The sequence below is a fragment of the Pseudomonas brassicacearum genome, assembly GCF_003732175.1.
Taxonomy (GTDB): Bacteria; Pseudomonadota; Gammaproteobacteria; order Pseudomonadales; family Pseudomonadaceae; genus Aquipseudomonas; species Aquipseudomonas brassicacearum_G.
This window is the reverse complement of the sequence record NZ_MOBI01000005.1, coordinates 195,612-211,833: the sequence shown is the minus strand read 5'-3', so window position 1 is coordinate 211,833 and position 16,222 is coordinate 195,612. Positions and strand designations below refer to the sequence as shown.

The window sequence follows — 16,222 nt, the reverse complement described above, 5'->3', positions numbered from 1 at the left end:
CTGCTGGAAAAGCATTTTGATGGGAGTGGTTATGGGTGATCGGCACGACTATGTGGCCCTCGAATGGGTCAAGGGCGAAATTGCCGAAACGTTGAAGCAGGCGTTTATTGCCCTTGAAAGCATGGCCCTCGACAACCGGGTCGAAGAACCGCAGACGGCGCACGCGATCGAGGAGTGCCTGGCGGGGATTCATCAGGTTCACGGCAGTTTGCAGATGGTCGAATTCTACGGCGCAGCGTTGCTCGCCGAAGAGATGGAGCAGCTCGCGGCGGCGTTGCAGCACAACCGCGTCAGCCACCGCGATGAAGCCATTCGCCTGCTGCAACAAGCCCTCGGCCAACTGCCGATTTACCTCGACCGCGTGCACAGCGCCCGCCGTGACTTGCCGTTGGTGGTCTTGCCGCTGATCAACGACCTGCGCAGCGCCCGTGGCGAAAGCCTGTTGTCGGAAACCAGCCTGTTCAGCCCACAGTGGCAAGCGCTTCCCGCATTGGACGACGATACGCTGGCGATGCTTGAGCCGGCCGAGCTGCCGAATGTGCTGCGCAAATTACGGCAAATGTTGCAGATGGGGCTGGTTGGGTTGCTTCGCGAACAGGACGACGCCACCAATCTCGGCTATGTGGCGAAGGTCTTTGCACGCCTCGAAATGCTGTGCGACGGCGCACCATTGGGGCCGTTGTGGCAGATCGCTTCGGCGCTGGTCGAAGGCATGCTCAGCGGCAGTGTCGCCAACAGTCCGGCGCTGCGCAGCCTGTTCAAGGACGCTGACAAGGAACTCAAGCGCCTGCTTGAACACGGCATCTCGGAAATCAATCAGCCGGCACCACCTGAGTTGCTCAAAAGCCTGCTGTTCTACATTGCCAAGGCACAACATCCCACTGCGCAGATGCAAGCCATGAAAGAGCGTTATGCCCTGGACGACGCGTTGCCCGACAGTGCAATGGTCGATGAAGAACGCGCCCGCCTGGCCGGCCCGGATCGCGACGCGATGCGCTCGGTGCTGGCCGCGCTCTGCGAAGAACTGGTGCGGGTCAAGGAGCGCCTCGACCTGTTCGTGCGCAGCGACCGACAACATGTCTCGGACCTCGACAGCCTGCTGGCGCCACTGCGGCAAATCGCCGACACCCTGGCAGTGCTCGGCTTCGGTCAACCGCGCAAGGTGATCATCGATCAACTGGCGGTGGTCCTGAGCCTTGCACAAGGCCAACGCGAGCCGAACGACGCGATCCTGATGGATGTCGCCGGAGCCCTGCTTTACGTCGAGGCGACCCTGGCCGGAATGGTCGGCACCGTCGAGGAAAACCGCGAAGAGAGCCGGTTGCCGACCACCGACCTGACGCAGATCCACCAGATCGTCATCAAGGAAGCGCGAATTTGCCTGCAACAGGCCAAGGACATGATCGTCGACTACATCGACAGTGATTGGGATCGTCAGGCCTTGCAGCCGCTTCCGGCCGTGCTGACCCAGGTGCGTGGCGCGTTGGCGATGATTCCGTTGAGTCGTGCGGCGAGCCTGCTGGAAGCCTGCAACGGTTTCATTCGCGAGCATCTGCTGGCAGACCAGACGCGTCCCGACTGGCCGCAACTCGACAGCTTGGCCGACGCCATTACCAGCATCGAATATTACCTGGAGCGTTTGAGCGAAGACCCCGAGGCGCCCGGCGAAAAGATCCTCGATGTCGCCGAGCAAAGCCTGGTAGCGCTGGGTTACTTCCCCGGCGAGGTGCCTGTGCCGCTGCCCGAAGACGTGCTGAGCCCAGGCTTGGCGTTGGTGATGCCGGATCTGCCGGCGCTGGATAACCCGCAGATTGCCCAATCGCTTGCAGAGGTGTTGGCCAGCCCGGGCCGAGCCGTCAATCCGCCCGCGCTGATCACGCCGGGCAGTCTGCTGCCGCCGCCGGCCGATGAAGAGCCGGTGGATGCCGAGCTGCGCGAAGTCTTTCTCGAGGAGACCGATGAAGTCCTGGATATCCTGCGCGAATACTTGCCGCGCTGGGTGGCCAGCCCCGAAAGCACCTCGCTCCTGAGCGAGTTGCGTCGCGCTTTCCATACCTTGAAAGGCAGCGGGCGAATGGTCCGCGCACTGGTGTTGGGCGAGTTGGCGTGGGCGCTGGAGAATCTGCTCAACCGGGTGCTGGAGCACAGTGTCGAACCGGGTCCGCCGGTTTATCAACTGCTGGATGAAGTGTTGCAACTGCTCCCTGAGCTGATCGCCGAGTTCGCCGCCAACACCCAGCGTCAGCGTGAAGATGTCGACCGCCTGGCCACTCGCGCCCATGCCCTGGCGAAGGGTGATGAAACCCTGCCGGACACTGTGCTGCAGGATGGCGAGATGCTTGATCCGCAGTTGTTGGAGATCTTCCGCAACGAAGCTGAAACCCACCTCCAGAGCCTCGACCGTTTTCTCGATCAGGCCGCCGAGCACGTGCCGTTGCAGGCCAGCGATGAGTTGCAGCGCGCGTTGCACACCCTCAAGGGCAGCGCTTCGATGGCAGGTGTGTTGCCGATTGCCGAACTGGCGGCGCCGTTCGATCATCTGGCCCGCGAGTACAAGGCGCACCAGATTGCGCTGGACCTGGACGAAGTCGAACTGCTGCTCGAAGCCGGTGAACTGTTGCGGCGCGGGCTGAAGCAATTGAACAGTGATCCGCTGACGCCGATCAAGGGTGCCGAAGACCTGATCGGGCGCACTCAGGCGCTGCTTGCCGAGCGTCTGGACGCCATCCTCAATGCGCTGAACACGGGGCTGCGGATCAAGCGTGATCCGCAACTGATCAACAAATTCCTGGCACAGGGCATGGACATCCTGCTGGACGCCGAAAACCTCTTGCAGCGCTGGCAGCAACACCCCGGCGAGCGGCAGGAACTCAGCGCGCTGCTGGATGAATTGACGACTCTGGGCGAGAACGCGCACCTGGCCGATCTGCATCCGGTGGATGAGCTGTGCGAAGCCTTGCTCGACCTCTATGGCGCGGTGGAAGAAAGCAGCCTGGCGGTCAACGAACGGTTCTTCCACGAAGCCCAAAGCGCTCACGAAGCGCTGATCAACATGCTCGATGAACTGGCCGCTGGCCAGGAAGTCGGCTCGCAACCGGCGCGGGTGCGGGCCTTGCGTGACTTGCTCAATGAGGGCCTTGATCCATCGGCCATGGGCCTGATTCGCAGCGATGGCAGCCGCACGCTGAGCATTACCGAGCTGGGCAGCGCCACCAGTGAGTTGGCACAGGCGCAGGCGTTGACGATTGACGCTGAAATCGTTTCGATCTTTCTCGAAGAAGCGGTGGATATCCTCGAAAGCGCCGGACAGGCCTTGCAGCGTTGGCTCAATGATCCAGAGAGCGCCGCGCCGCTGTCGTCGTTGCAGCGCGACTTGCACACCCTCAAGGGCGGCGCGCGGATGGCCGAGGTCGGGCCGGTCGGTGATCTGGCCCACGAACTTGAAAGCCTTTATGAAGGCCTGGTCGACCGGCGCTTCAGTCATTCGTCAGCGCTCGGAGTGTTACTGCAACAGAGCCACGACCACCTCGCGGTGTTGCTCGAACAGCTGCAAAACCATCAGCCACTGAGCGATCCGGGTACGCTGATCGAGGCGATCCAGCAATTTCGACAAAGCACTGGCAGTACGGCTGAAGTGATCGAAGCGGCGGCTGAGAATGATGCGGCGAGCAACGATCCGGAACTGCTGGAGATCTTCCTCGAGGAAGGTTTCGACATCATCGACAGCTCGGGTGCGGCGCTGGCGCGCTGGCAGGCGGACCCGCAAAACCGTCAGGAAATGGAAACCCTGCTGCGCGACCTGCACACCCTCAAGGGCGGCGCGCGGATGGTCGAAATCGCCCCGATTGGCGACCTGGCCCATGAGCTGGAATTTCTTTACGAAGGGCTGTCGACCGGCTTGCTGCACGCCATACCGGCGTTGTTCGATCTGTTGCAACGCAGCCATGACCGATTGGCGCAGATGCTCGACGCAACCCGCGCCGGCCAGCCGGTGCTGCCGGCTGACAGCCTGATTGAAGCGATCAAGGCCTTCACTCACCCCACGGCTGACAAGGCACAGACGCCGGCTCCGGTGGTTGAAGTCGCACCGGTGGCCAAGCCTGAGGCCGCAGCGCTGCAACCCGATGCTGGCGCCGATATGGTCAAGGTGTCGGCCGAGCTGTTGGACGATCTGGTCAACCTGGCCGGGGAAACCTCGATCTTCCGCGGGCGCATCGAGCAGCAAGTCAACGATGCGCAAGTCGCCCTGAGTGAGATGGAAACCACCATCGAGCGCATGCGCGATCAGTTGCGCCGGCTCGACACCGAAACCCAGGGCCGGATCCTCAGCCGGCAGCAGGTTGAAGCCGAACGTCTGGGCTACGAAGAGTTCGATCCGTTGGAAATGGATCGTCACTCGCAGTTGCAGCAGTTGTCGCGGGCATTGTTCGAGTCAGCGTCCGACTTGCTCGACCTTAAGGAAACCCTCGAGCGATGTAACCACGACGCAGAGAACCTGCTGCAACAACAAGGTCGGATCAATACCGAACTGCAGGAAGGCTTGATGCGCACGCGCATGGTGCCGTTCGAACGGATGCTGCCGCGCTTGAAGCGTATCGTTCGTCAGGTCTCCAGCGAGTTGGGCAAGGACGTCGAGTTCATTGTCGGGAACGCCGAAGGCGAGATGGACCGCAATGTGCTGGAGCGCATGGCGGCACCGCTTGAGCACATGCTGCGCAATGCGGTCGACCACGGTCTGGAGTCCGCCGAAGTCCGCCGTGCGGCCGGTAAACCCGAGCAAGGCCGCATCACCCTGGACTTGTCCCGTGAGGGCGGCGACATCATTTTCGACATCCGCGACGACGGTGCCGGCGTGCCGCTGGATGCAGTGCGGCGCAAGGCGATAAAGCGCGGGTTGCTCGACCCCGGTAGCGACATGAGCGATCGCGACGTGTTGCAGTTCATTCTGCAACCAGGGTTTTCCACGGCGGAGAAAATCACCCAGATCTCCGGGCGTGGCGTCGGCATGGACGTGGTTCACGAAGAAGTGCGGCAACTCGGTGGCTCGATGGTCATCGACTCTGTACCTGGACAGGGCGTGCACTTTCGCATTCGGTTGCCGTTCACCGTGTCGGTCAACCGCGCGTTGATGGTGCAGTGTGCCGAGGATCAATACGCAATCCCGCTGAACACCATCGAAGGCATCGTGTGCGTGCTGCCCTTTGAACTGGAGGGTTATTACCAGCTCGATCTGCCGTTATACGAATACGCCGGGCAACGTTATGAACTGTGCTACCTCGGCGAGCTGCTGAAGACCAGCGTCCGCCCGAAACTGTTGGGCCAGAGCCTGCCGTTGCCGGTGTTGCTGGTGCAGTGCAACGAGCGACGCATCGCGGTGCAGGTCGATGCGACGACCGGTACCCGGGAAATCGTGGTGAAAAGTCTCGGCCCGCAGTTCGCGGCGGTGCAGGGATTGTCCGGCGCGACCATTCTTGGCGATGGCCGGGTGGTGCTGATTCTCGACCTGCTGACGCATATTCGCGCCATGCAGGCGCACGTGTCGCCGCAGCGGGTCATTCAGGAACCGGCCACGGAGACCGAGCCGCAGCGTTCGATGCTGGTCCTGGTGGTCGATGACTCGGTCACCGTGCGCAAGGTCACCAGCCGTCTGCTCGAACGCCATGGCATGAACGTGCTGACCGCCAAGGACGGTGTCGACGCCATGCTGTTGCTCGAAGAGCACATGCCTGACCTGATGCTGCTGGACATTGAAATGCCGCGCATGGATGGTTTTGAAGTGGCCATGCAGGTGCGCAACGATCCACGGTTGCAGCACCTGCCGATCATCATGATCACCTCGCGCACCGGCCAGAAACACCGTGACCGGGCAATGGCTATCGGCGTCAACGACTACCTCGGCAAGCCGTACCAGGAATCGGTGTTGCTCGACAGCATCGCCTTGTGGAGCAAAACCCATGCTTGAGCACCGCACCAGCAACCTTACCGGGCTGCTGCTGCCCCTGGCCGATCGCAACCTGATCCTGCCCAATGTCGCCGTCGCCGAGCTGATTGACTATCAGCCCGGTGCTTTTGACCTCGATTCTCCGCACTGGTACCTGGGCCTGGTGACCTGGCGCGAGCGGCAAATCCCGCTGTTGAGTTTCGAATCGGCCTGCGGCAACAAAACCGTGATCGGCGACCGTGCGCGTATCGTCGTCCTCAACGCTCTCGGCGGGCGCCCGCACCTCAAATTCATCGCCTTGCTGGTGCAAGGGATTCCACGTTCCTACAAGCTCGACAGCCAGTTGAGCTATGTCGACGTGCCGCTGTGCTCGCTGGAACACGCCGCGGTACAGGTCGCCGAACACGTGGCGAAAGTCCCGGACCTGCTGGCGCTGGAAGAGTTGTTGGTGGGGGCGGGGTTGGCTCCTTCCTGATCGTTCCCACGCTCTGCGTGGGAATGCCGCCATGGACGCTCTGCGTCCGCTTCAGATGTGACGCAGAGCGTCACGGGATGCATTCCCACGCAGAGCGTGGGAACGATCTATTTTGTGCGATGTTGCAGTGATTTTTTGAGGTTGGGGACACATGTATCACGGAGAAAAATTCAACGCCTGGAGCCATTTGTTCGGGGCGGTTGCGGCGTGTGTCGGGGCGGTCTGGTTGTTGGTGATTGCCAGTCTGGACGGCAGCCCCTGGAAGATTGTCAGCGTGGCGATTTACGGATTTACCTTGCTGGTGCTGTACAGCGTTTCGACGGTTTACCACAGCGTGCGCGGGCGGGCGAAGGTGATCATGCAGAAGGTCGATCACCTGTCGATCTACCTGTTGATCGCTGGCAGTTACACGCCGTTTTGTCTGGTGACTCTGCGTGGGCCATGGGGCTGGACGCTGTTCGGGATTGTCTGGGGGCTGGCGGTGATCGGCATGCTGCAAGAGATCAAGCCGCGCTCCGAGGCGCGGATTCTGTCGATCGTGATCTACGCGGTGATGGGCTGGATCGTGCTGGTGGCGGTCAAGCCGCTGCTGGCGGCGTTGGGCACCATCGGTTTTGCCTGGCTGGCGGCTGGCGGGGTGTTTTATACCGTCGGCATTATCTTCTTCGCCCTCGACAGCCGACTGCGCCACGCCCACGGCATCTGGCACCTGTTCGTCATCGCCGGCAGTTTGCTGCACTTCGTGGCGATTCTGTTTTACGTCCTTTAAACCGAGGCGCGGCCATCGCGAGCAGGCTCGCTCCCACAGGTACAGCGGCGTTCTTGTGGGAGCGAGCCTGCTCGCGATAGGGGACTAGAAGTCGCCCCAAAGTTGCTGAGCCACCGCCAATGCCACCACCGGCGCGGTTTCGGTGCGCAGCACTCGCGGGCCGAGGCGGGCGGAATGGAAGCCGGCGCTTTGAGCCTGATCGACTTCCACGTCCGACAACCCGCCTTCGGGGCCGATCAGGAACGCCAGTGTCGAAGGTTTCGCATGGCTGACCAGCGGCTCGGCCACCGGGTGCAGCACCAGTTTCAGGTCGGCCTCGGATTGTTTGAGCCAGTCGGCCAGCAACAGGGGCGGATGAATCAGCGGCACTCGCGAACGACCGCATTGCTCGCACGCGCTGATAGCGACCTGACGCCAGTGTTGCAGGCGTTTGTCGGCGCGTTCGTCCTTGAGCCGGACTTCGCAGCGGTCACTGAAAATCGGGGTGATTTCAGTCACGCCCAACTCGGTGGCTTTCTGAATCGCCCAGTCCATCCGCTCGCCGCGAGACAAACCCTGGCCCAGATGAATCTGCAACGGCGACTCGATTTGCCCGGCGAAGCTTTCCGTTAACGCCACGCGCACGCGTTTCTTGCCGACTTCTGCCAGCGTGCCGCGAAACTCCTGACCTGAACCGTCGAACACTTGCAACGCATCGCCCTCGGCCATGCGCAGTACGCGACTGATGTAGTGCGCCTGGGCCTCAGGCAATTCATGCTCGCCGAGGCTCAAGGGGGCGTCGATAAAGAAGCGGGACAGTCTCATCTGGGTTCTCTGTAATTCATCTGAACTGATCGTTCCCACGCTCTGCGTGGTAACGCCTCGCTGGACGCTCCGCGTCCGCTCTTGTGACGCGGAGCGTCACGGGATGCATTCCCACGCAGAGCGTGGGAACGATCGACCGGGGGTTTAGCCCGGATCGCGGAAGCCCGGATGGAAGTCCTTCGGCACTGCCACGCTGACCTTGTTGCTGGTGGCGATATCGATTCCTTCGCTGGCAACGGTGGCAAGGAAGTCGATCTGCTCGGGGGTGATCACGTATGGCGGCAGGAAATACACCACGCTGCCCAACGGCCGCAACAGCGCGCCACGTTCCAGTGCGTGCTGGAACACTTTCAGCCCGCGGCGCTCCTGCCAGGGATAAGCGGTTTTGCTCGCCTTGTCCTGAACCATCTCGATGGCCAGCACCATGCCGGTCTGACGTACTTCCGAAACATGCGGGTGGTCAACCAGGTGCGCGGTCGAGCTGGCCATGCGCTGGGCGAGGGCCTTGTTATTCTCGATGACGTTGTCTTCTTCGAAGATATCCAGCGTCGCCAACGCCGCCGCACAGGCCAGCGGATTGCCGGTGTAGCTGTGGGAATGCAGGAAGGCGCGCAGGGTCGGATAGTCGTCGTAGAAAGCGCTGTAGACCTCATCCGTGGTGACGCACGCAGCCAGCGGCAGATAACCACCGGTCAGGGCTTTGGACAGGCACAGGAAGTCCGGGCGGATGCCGGCCTGTTCGCAGGCGAACATCGTCCCGGTGCGGCCGAAGCCGACGGCGATTTCGTCTTGGATCAGGTGCACGCCGTAACGGTCACAGGCTTCGCGCAGCAGTTTCAGGTACACCGGGTGATACATGCGCATCCCGCCAGCACCCTGGATCAGCGGCTCGACGATTACCGCGGCGACGGTTTCGTGGTTTTCGGCGAGGGTCTGTTCCATCGCGGCGAACATGTTGCGCGAGTGTTCTTCCCAGCTCATGCCTTCGGGACGCAGGTAGCAGTCCGGGCTCGGCACCTTGATGGTGTCCAGCAGCAGCGCTTTATAGGTTTCAGTGAACAGCGGCACGTCGCCTACCGACATCGCGGCCATGGTTTCGCCGTGGTAGCTGTTGGTCAGCGTGACGAAGCGCTTCTTGTCCGACTGGCCGCGGTTGAGCCAGTAGTGAAAGCTCATTTTCAGCGCAACTTCGATACAGGACGAGCCATTATCGGCGTAGAAGCACCGCGTCAGGCCTTCCGGCGTCATCTTCACCAGGCGTTCGGACAACTCGATCACCGGTTGATGGCTGAAGCCGGCGAGGATCACGTGTTCCAGTTGATCGACCTGGTCCTTGATCCGCTGGTTGATCCGCGGGTTGGCGTGGCCAAACACGTTGACCCACCAGGAACTGACCGCGTCGAGGTAGCGTTTGCCTTCGAAGTCTTCGAGCCATACGCCTTCGCCGCGCTTGATCGGGATCAGCGGCAGCTGTTCGTGGTCTTTCATCTGGGTGCAGGGATGCCACAGAACCGCGAGATCGCGCTGCATCCACTGATTATTCAAGCCCATTGTCACTCTCCTCGAGGCGGTCCGTGAGATGCGCGGACATACAATCGCGCAAGCCTATGCAATGCCAGGCGAGCGGACAACCTATTGTGGCGTTTGTACATGGAAACAGCGGTACGCTACGTGATTGTATTGACGTGCACTTACGCTGACAGGGCACGCTAGAGCGCCTGATGTTTGCGTCGCACGTTGGAGGTTAATCTTTCCTTAACCCATCTCTTTCAGACTCTTGATCGTATTTCTCGATATTTCAAAGCGAAATTTTCGGCTTTAAATCGATAGATAACTCGATAGTCTTGGTCGCAGTTCTTACAGGATTTGGGCAATGCAGCTACGTAACTCTTCCTCCCGCTATGGCGGGGTCAGCATCTTTCTGCACTGGGGCGTGGCACTGGCAGTCTTCGGTCTGTTTGCTCTGGGCTTGTGGATGGTCGGTCTCGACTACTACAGCAGCTGGCGCAAAGAAGCGCCGGACTTGCACAAAAGCATCGGCCTGACGCTGTTCGCGATTATGCTGCTGCGGGTGTTGTGGCGCTTTATCAGCCCACCGCCGCCAGCCTTGAGTAGCTACAGTCGCATGACTCGCCTGGGCGCCACACTGGGTCATGGGTTTCTGTATTTCGGCCTGTTCGCTGCGATGATCGCCGGTTACCTGATTTCCACCGCAGACGGTGTCGGGATTTCGGTGTTTGGCCTGTTTGAAATTCCTGCGCTGATTTCCGGTCTACCGGACCAGGCAGACACCGCCGGTGCGATTCATCTGTATCTGGCCTGGGCGCTGGTAATTTTTTCCGGTCTCCATGCGTTGGCAGCACTGAAGCACCACTTTATCGACCGTGATGCGACCCTGACGCGAATGCTGGGGCGCAAAGCCTGATGTTCAACCTCGACTCCCAAGGAATAGAAAGCATGTTGAAAAAGACTCTCGCCGCTCTGGCAATCGGTACTGCTCTGTTGTCGGCAGGGCAAGCGATGGCCACGGAATACAAGATCGACAAGGAAGGCAATCACGCCTTTGTCGATTTCAAGATCAGCCACCTGGGCTACAGCTTCATCCACGGTACTTTCAAGGACTGGGACGGTAAATTCAGTTTCGACGCCAAGGCTCCAGAAGCCAGTAAAATCGACGTTGTGCTGAAAACCGCCAGCGTTGATACCAATCACGCTGAACGTGACAAGCACATCCGTACCCCGGACTTCCTGGACGCAGCGAAATTCCCTGAAGCCAAGTTCGTTTCCACCAGTGTCAAATCCACTGGCGAAAAAACCGCTGACGTGACCGGCGACCTGACCCTGCACGGCGTGACCAAGCCAGTCGTGATCAAGGCAACCTTCAACGGCGAAGGCAAGGATCCATGGGGTGGCTACCGTGCCGGCTTCAACGGCACGACTACCCTGCAGTTGAGCGAGTTCGGCATCAAAGGCCCAGGTCCTACTTCCCAGACCCTGGACCTGGACATCACGTTTGAAGGTGTTCAAGCGAAATAATTTTCGCGGCTGACACAAAAACGCCCCTGATCTCGCGATCAGGGGCGTTTTTGTTAGCGGGAGAAATCAGCGGTTGCGCGTCAGCAACGCCGGTTTCTCGCCACGTGGGCGGCTTGGCAGTTGATCGAGCTGCTCAGGCGTCGGGAAGCGATCAGCTTTGGACTCCTTGTGCATGATCTTCGGCTGGGTACCGCGCGGGTTCTGCACTGCGGGTTCCTGACGCGGCTGGTCGTCACGGGCCGGGCGGCGGTTGCGCGACTCTTCGCGACGGGCCTGGCCGTCACGTGGAGCGCCGCTGCGTGGACCGCTGCGTTTGGCAGGCGGGGTGCCAGTGCTGGCGCCGCTGCTGTTGCGCGGACCATTCTGGCGACCTTGTGGCTGGCCGGTGCGTGGAGCACCTGCGGCAGCGCCTTGTGCCGGAGCACCTGGACGGCGGCCACGACCCTGAGGGGCCTTTTGCTGCGGAACGTAGTCGACGCGGTTACCGAAGTTATCGACATCGTCGTCGAGGAACTCGTCCGGTGCACGGTCAGCGGCGGCGCGGGGTGCCGGTCGCTGCTGTTCGCGGGCCGGGGTGCCTTCACGCGGCTTTTGAGCCGGGCGTTCGCCACGGCTGGCAGCCGGTTTTTCCTTGCCACCCTTGTCCTTGCCTTTGTCTTTACGACCGCCGCCACCGCCGCTGCCGTTTGGACCGTCGCCGCGCGGGCCACGTGGGTTGCGCGGGTTACGCACATCCGGACGCTCGCGAACTTCTGGCTTCTCGGCTTCTACAGCGCTGGAATCAAAGCCCATCAGGTCGCCATCGGCGATTTTCTGCTTGGTCATGCGCTCGATGCTTTTCAGCAGTTTTTCTTCGTCCGGGGCAACTAGCGAGATCGCCTCGCCCGAACGACCGGCACGGCCAGTACGGCCGATACGGTGCACATAGTCTTCGTCGACGTTTGGCAGCTCGAAGTTGACCACGTGTGGCAACTGATCGATATCCAGGCCGCGAGCGGCGATATCGGTGGCCACCAGGATGCGTACCTCACCGGCCTTGAAGTCGGCCAGGGCCTTGGTGCGAGCATTCTGGCTCTTGTTGCCGTGGATCGCGACGGCGCTCAGGCCGTGTTTGTCCAGGTACTCGGCCAGGCGGTTGGCGCCGTGCTTGGTGCGGGTGAAGACCAGAACCTGTTCCCAGGCGCCGGCAGTAATCAGGTGTGCCAGCAGCGAGCGCTTGTGGCTGGCGGCCAGACGGAACACCCGTTGCTCGATGCGCTCGACCGTGGTGTTCGGTGGCGTGACTTCGATGCGTTCCGGGTTGTGCAGCAACTTGCCGGCAAGGTCAGTGATGTCCTTGGAGAAGGTTGCCGAGAACAGCAGGTTCTGACGTTTGGCCGGCAGGCGGGCGAGGACTTTTTTCACGTCATGGACGAAGCCCATGTCGAGCATCCGGTCCGCTTCGTCCAGTACCAGGATTTCCACGTGGGACAGGTCGACGCTACCTTGGCCAGCCAGGTCGAGCAAACGGCCCGGGCAAGCCACCAGCACGTCAACGCCACGGGACATGGCCTGAACCTGTGGGTTCATGCCAACGCCGCCGAAAATGCAGGCACTGACGAATTTCAGGTCACGGGCATAGACCTTGAAACTCTCGTGCACCTGGGCAGCCAGTTCGCGAGTCGGGGTCAGGACCAGGACGCGTGGTTGGCGCGGGCCGTGACGCTGGGATTTGTCCGGGTGACCGTTGGGGAACAAACGCTCCAGAATCGGCAAGGCGAAACCGCCGGTTTTACCCGTACCTGTCTGCGCCGCAACCATCAAGTCGCGACCTTGCAACACGGCGGGAATGGCCCGCTGTTGCACCGGGGTAGGCTGGGTGTAGCCCGCTGCCTCGATGGCGCGGACTAAAGCCTCGGAGAGACCGAGGGAAGCAAAGGACATGAGTAATCCTGTTTTAGTTAGGGCTTGGCCCAATGGGATAGTCTTGCCTGGCGCGAATGGCGTTTATGGAGAAGCGCAATCGCGTCCGGTCCTGCTGGGGCTTGAAGGCTCATCTTCGAGTACTCGCGCGGGCTGAAAAGCTGCGCTGTAGCGGTGTCGAGATGCCTTAAACAAGACCGAGCGTCCGGGCGTAAGCCTGGCGGGAAGGCCGGAGTATAACAGAGCAATCACGGAGCGCTGCTTTCCTGCTGCTCAACGGTTTTCCCGTTGCTGGCTTGCGGCGTGATCTGCGTAGCGTCAGGTACCGGGCCGGCGCCATAACGCGCACTCAATTGAGCGTAGGCCGGTTCGCGTTTGAAACGCTTGAGCTCGGCGCCGAAACGTTGCACCAGCAGGTCCATGCCGGCATTGCGACGCAGGGCCAGAAACTGACTTTGGTGACTGATGACCGTGGGGCTTTCGCTGATCTGGTCACGCAGTTTCAAGGTGTCGAGCAGGGTTTGGCCAACCCGACGGTCGGTGATCAGCAGGTCGATGCGACCGCGCTGCAGCTTGCCAAAGTTGGCTTCATGGGTCGGCGCAGGCTCGCGGGTGAACAGGGTCGAGTCCCTGAAGTCCTGGCTGTACAGGTAGCCGGGCGAGGTGCCGATGGTCAGGCCGCGCAGGTCTTCGAGGGTGCGGAAGGGGTGAGGACGATCATTGGCATAGAACAGCACGAACTCGACTTCCGAAAGTGGTTCGCTGGGATAGAGCAAGGTGGCGTCGCGTTCGCTGCTGTGGAAGATATCCAGCGCGCCGTCGGCCAACCCTTGATCAAGCATGGCCAGGCAGCGTTTCCATGGCAGGAACTGCCACTCCACCTCAATCCCCAGGCGCTGGAAGACGATCGCCGTGGTTTCGTAGTCCAGCCCGAGGGCCTGGCCGTTTTCCTCGTAGACGTAAGGTGCCCAAGGCTCGGTGACAATGCGCAGTTTCTCGCCCCGAGCGGCAAAGCTCAGGCAAGCAAAAAGCACGGCTGTCAGCAATTGGGCAATGACGGGCATCGCAGGAGATTACGACGAGAGCCGGTGAAATAGCTAGAGGGTGTCTAGCCCGAGGGTTAGTCGCCTTTTGTCTGCACCAGGTGCAAGTAGATGGCCTTGCGGCGTTCGCCCAGCACCAGGCGAATCATCGGGTGGTTGAACCAGTGTTCGAGTTGATGGTTTTCAAGGGGGCTGTCGAGGCGGCGCTCGACGTTGTCACGAGCCTTTTCCCACCAGACCGGCGTGCAGGCCTGATCGAACGGGTTGGTGTGCTGGTAGCAGCCGTAGAGGATTTCACGCATGAACTGGCGCTGATGTCTGGGCAACGCCAGGGTCACGATTTTATAGGCCAGACGTTGGAGTGTCGGTGGTCGCGGCAGTGTCGCGGTCACCAGGCGGGTTTCATCCAGCGCGAAGGTGCTGATCGGGTCGGCAGCATGCTTGTCCAGCCATGCTTTGATCTTGGCGCGAAACAGCTGCTTGCGGCTCCAGTAGTGATGAATCAGGTCCGGACACTCGCGCACCTGCGTTGTGCGGTAGGCCGCTACCGACAGGCAGAATTCTTCAAGGGTATAGGCGCCTTGCGCCAGAGGGTACAGCTCATCCATCAAGGCGATCGAATGATCGAGAACGCCGGCATCGACGCGATCAAGGCCGATGACTCCCGAGTTCAGGAGCGGCATCTGGTCATCTGCCAGCTGTCTTTGCTGCAGTACGCCAGCCAGTGTCCGATACAGCCCCGCCTCTTTGTTGCTGCCGTATTGCAATCCAAAGGCATTGCACAGCAGGGTGCCCGGCTCGACGCGACGGAACAGTTCCAGTGGTGAGCAGTGGAAGAATGTATCGGTGTCGATCAGCAGCGCACGCTCGGACTCGCGCAACACCTGCTGCATCACCACATGCTTGGCGCGGAAGTGATAACCATGCGGGGCAATCCACGCCTGGCGGGTGCTTTCATCCAGCTCTCGAACCCGAACCGGCAAGTCGCGGTAAGGCGCCGGGTTGTCGGTGAAAACCTGGATGTCCAAGCCTTCGCCCGGTGTTTCGCGCAACCCTGCCAAGGCACTGGCAATACTGAACACTGCTTCCTGGTGGTAGGTGTTGGCACCGTAAACCAGATAAATCAGTTGAGGGTTTGTGACTGGGGCAATTGTGGACATCTACTGCGATCATCCCTGGCGAGTTGGGAGAATGAAAAAAAAGGCCCTGGGTTTCGCCAGGGCCTCGTTCTGAATGCTACGCCTGTTTCAGCGTGGCAGTTTCAGATTGTTCCAGACGGCCAGGCTAGGTTCGGCCTGGTTCAGGGTATAGAAATGCAGCCCTGGTGCACCGCCTTGCAACAACCGTTCACACATTTCGGTGATCACCTGCTCGCCGAAACCCTGAATGCTTTGGGTGTCGTCACCATAGGCTTCCAGCTGTTTGCGGATCCAGCGCGGTATTTCCGCACCGCAGGCGTCGGAGAAACGTGCCAGCTTGCTGTAATTGGTGATCGGCATGATGCCCGGAACAATCGGGATGTTCACGCCCATCGCCTGTACACGCTCGACGAAGTAGAAGTAGCTGTCGGCGTTGAAGAAGTACTGGGTGATCGCACTGTTGGCACCGGCGTTGGCCTTGCGCACGAAATTGGTGAGATCGTCTTCGAAGTTGCGTGCTTGCGGGTGCATTTCCGGGTAAGCGGCGACTTCGATGTGGAAGTGATCGCCGGTCTCTTCACGAATGAAGCTCACCAGGTCATTGGCATGGCGCATTTCGCCGCTGGCCATGCCCATGCCTGAAGGCAGGTCACCGCGCAAAGCAACGATCCGCTTGATGCCGGCCGACTTGTATTGAGCCAGCAGGCCGCGCAAGTCAGCCTTGCTGTCGCCAACGCAAGACAGATGCGGTGCGGCAGGGACTTTGACTTCGCTTTCGAGCTGCAACACGGTGTTGAGGGTGCGATCACGGGTCGAACCACCAGCGCCATAGGTGCAGGAGAAGAAATCGGGGTTGTACGTGGCCAGCTGACGGGCAGTGGCGATGAGCTTTTCATGCCCTGCATCGGTCTTCGTAGGGAAGAACTCGAAGCTGTAGCGGCGGTCTTGGGACATAGGAATACCCTTTGAAACTCGTAAGCCGAAGGCTGACCCACATGAGGACTGGCTTTTGTAGGAGCCGGGCTTGCCCGCGATGCAGGCACTGCGATGTTACAAGAACACCACGGTGATGCAATCGCAGGCAAGCCAGCTCCTACAAGGGGAGCGGACAGC

At 60.7% G+C, this 16,222-nt stretch carries 11 protein-coding genes; 5 read left to right on the top strand and 6 right to left on the bottom strand.

The genetic code is table 11. From position 1 onward, the window contains the following. The first annotated feature begins 31 nt into the window (after window positions 1-31). From BK658_RS04980 to trhA, 3 genes are all read left to right on the top strand, one after another. The gene (locus BK658_RS04980; protein ID WP_123581317.1) at window positions 32-5,962 is read left to right on the top strand and encodes an Hpt domain-containing protein; all 5,931 of its coding nucleotides are present in this window, start codon (window positions 32-34) and stop codon (window positions 5,960-5,962) included. Next, a complete protein-coding gene (locus tag BK658_RS04975; protein ID WP_123581316.1) occupies window positions 5,955-6,416 on the top strand; it encodes a chemotaxis protein CheW in 462 nt (153 codons plus the stop codon). The genes BK658_RS04980 and BK658_RS04975 overlap by 8 nt, the downstream gene beginning before the upstream one ends. Before the next feature lie 151 nt (window positions 6,417-6,567). After that, window positions 6,568-7,185, top strand: a complete 618-nt coding sequence (gene trhA / locus BK658_RS04970) for a PAQR family membrane homeostasis protein TrhA (protein ID WP_123581315.1) — start codon at window positions 6,568-6,570, stop codon at window positions 7,183-7,185. 84 nt (window positions 7,186-7,269) lie between these two features. On the opposite strand, the gene BK658_RS04965 is transcribed toward trhA, so the two are convergent. Together BK658_RS04965 and BK658_RS04960 are read right to left on the bottom strand one after the other, a co-directional pair. Further along, a complete protein-coding gene (locus tag BK658_RS04965; RefSeq protein WP_123581314.1) occupies window positions 7,270-7,989 on the bottom strand; it encodes a 16S rRNA (uracil(1498)-N(3))-methyltransferase in 720 nt (239 codons plus the stop codon). A gap of 144 nt (window positions 7,990-8,133) precedes the next feature. Continuing rightward, window positions 8,134-9,540: an adenosylmethionine--8-amino-7-oxononanoate transaminase gene (locus tag BK658_RS04960; RefSeq protein WP_123581313.1), complete on the bottom strand. Its 1,407-nt coding sequence runs from the start codon at window positions 9,538-9,540 to the stop codon at window positions 8,134-8,136. Window positions 9,541-9,862: 322 nt separating this feature from the next. Between BK658_RS04960 and BK658_RS04955 the strand changes: the two genes are divergently transcribed. Further along, entirely contained in the window at window positions 9,863-10,414 is a 552-nt protein-coding gene (locus BK658_RS04955; protein ID WP_123581312.1) for a cytochrome b, read from the top strand. Between the two features lie 32 nt (window positions 10,415-10,446). Continuing rightward, window positions 10,447-11,025 (top strand): YceI family protein, encoded by a 579-nt coding sequence (locus tag BK658_RS04950; RefSeq protein WP_123581311.1) that lies wholly within the window; start codon window positions 10,447-10,449, stop codon window positions 11,023-11,025. 66 nt (window positions 11,026-11,091) lie between these two features. On the opposite strand, the gene BK658_RS04945 is transcribed toward BK658_RS04950, so the two are convergent. The 4 genes from BK658_RS04945 to metF form a co-directional block, all read right to left on the bottom strand. Next, window positions 11,092-12,948: an RNA helicase RhlE2 gene (locus BK658_RS04945; protein ID WP_123581310.1), complete on the bottom strand. Its 1,857-nt coding sequence runs from the start codon at window positions 12,946-12,948 to the stop codon at window positions 11,092-11,094. Between the two features lie 227 nt (window positions 12,949-13,175). Continuing rightward, window positions 13,176-13,991, bottom strand: a complete 816-nt coding sequence (locus tag BK658_RS04940; protein ID WP_123581309.1) for a substrate-binding periplasmic protein — start codon at window positions 13,989-13,991, stop codon at window positions 13,176-13,178. Window positions 13,992-14,047: 56 nt separating this feature from the next. Beyond that, window positions 14,048-15,130, bottom strand: a complete 1,083-nt coding sequence (locus tag BK658_RS04935) for a hypothetical protein (RefSeq protein WP_123581308.1) — start codon at window positions 15,128-15,130, stop codon at window positions 14,048-14,050. A gap of 87 nt (window positions 15,131-15,217) precedes the next feature. Beyond that, window positions 15,218-16,063, bottom strand: coding sequence for a methylenetetrahydrofolate reductase [NAD(P)H] (gene metF, locus BK658_RS04930; protein WP_123581307.1), 846 nt, complete (start codon window positions 16,061-16,063; stop codon window positions 15,218-15,220). Between the last annotated feature and the right edge of the window lie 159 nt (window positions 16,064-16,222).

Excerpts from the sequence above, each read along its gene's own strand:
- BK658_RS04960 (WP_123581313.1), bottom strand. The coding sequence starts at position 9,540 with ATGGGCTTGAATAATCAGTGGATGCAGCGCGATCTCGCGGTTCTGTGG.
- BK658_RS04945 (WP_123581310.1), bottom strand. The coding sequence starts at position 12,948 with ATGTCCTTTGCTTCCCTCGGTCTCTCCGAGGCTTTAGTCCGCGCCATC.
- BK658_RS04935 (WP_123581308.1), bottom strand. The coding sequence starts at position 15,130 with ATGTCCACAATTGCCCCAGTCACAAACCCTCAACTGATTTATCTGGTT.
- BK658_RS04980 (WP_123581317.1), top strand. The coding sequence starts at position 32 with ATGGGTGATCGGCACGACTATGTGGCCCTCGAATGGGTCAAGGGCGAA.
- BK658_RS04950 (WP_123581311.1), top strand. The coding sequence starts at position 10,447 with ATGTTGAAAAAGACTCTCGCCGCTCTGGCAATCGGTACTGCTCTGTTG.
- BK658_RS04965 (WP_123581314.1), bottom strand. The coding sequence starts at position 7,989 with ATGAGACTGTCCCGCTTCTTTATCGACGCCCCCTTGAGCCTCGGCGAG.
- BK658_RS04955 (WP_123581312.1), top strand. The coding sequence starts at position 9,863 with ATGCAGCTACGTAACTCTTCCTCCCGCTATGGCGGGGTCAGCATCTTT.
- metF (WP_123581307.1), bottom strand. The coding sequence starts at position 16,063 with ATGTCCCAAGACCGCCGCTACAGCTTCGAGTTCTTCCCTACGAAGACC.
- trhA (WP_123581315.1), top strand. The coding sequence starts at position 6,568 with ATGTATCACGGAGAAAAATTCAACGCCTGGAGCCATTTGTTCGGGGCG.
- BK658_RS04975 (WP_123581316.1), top strand. The coding sequence starts at position 5,955 with ATGCTTGAGCACCGCACCAGCAACCTTACCGGGCTGCTGCTGCCCCTG.
- BK658_RS04940 (WP_123581309.1), bottom strand. The coding sequence starts at position 13,991 with ATGCCCGTCATTGCCCAATTGCTGACAGCCGTGCTTTTTGCTTGCCTG.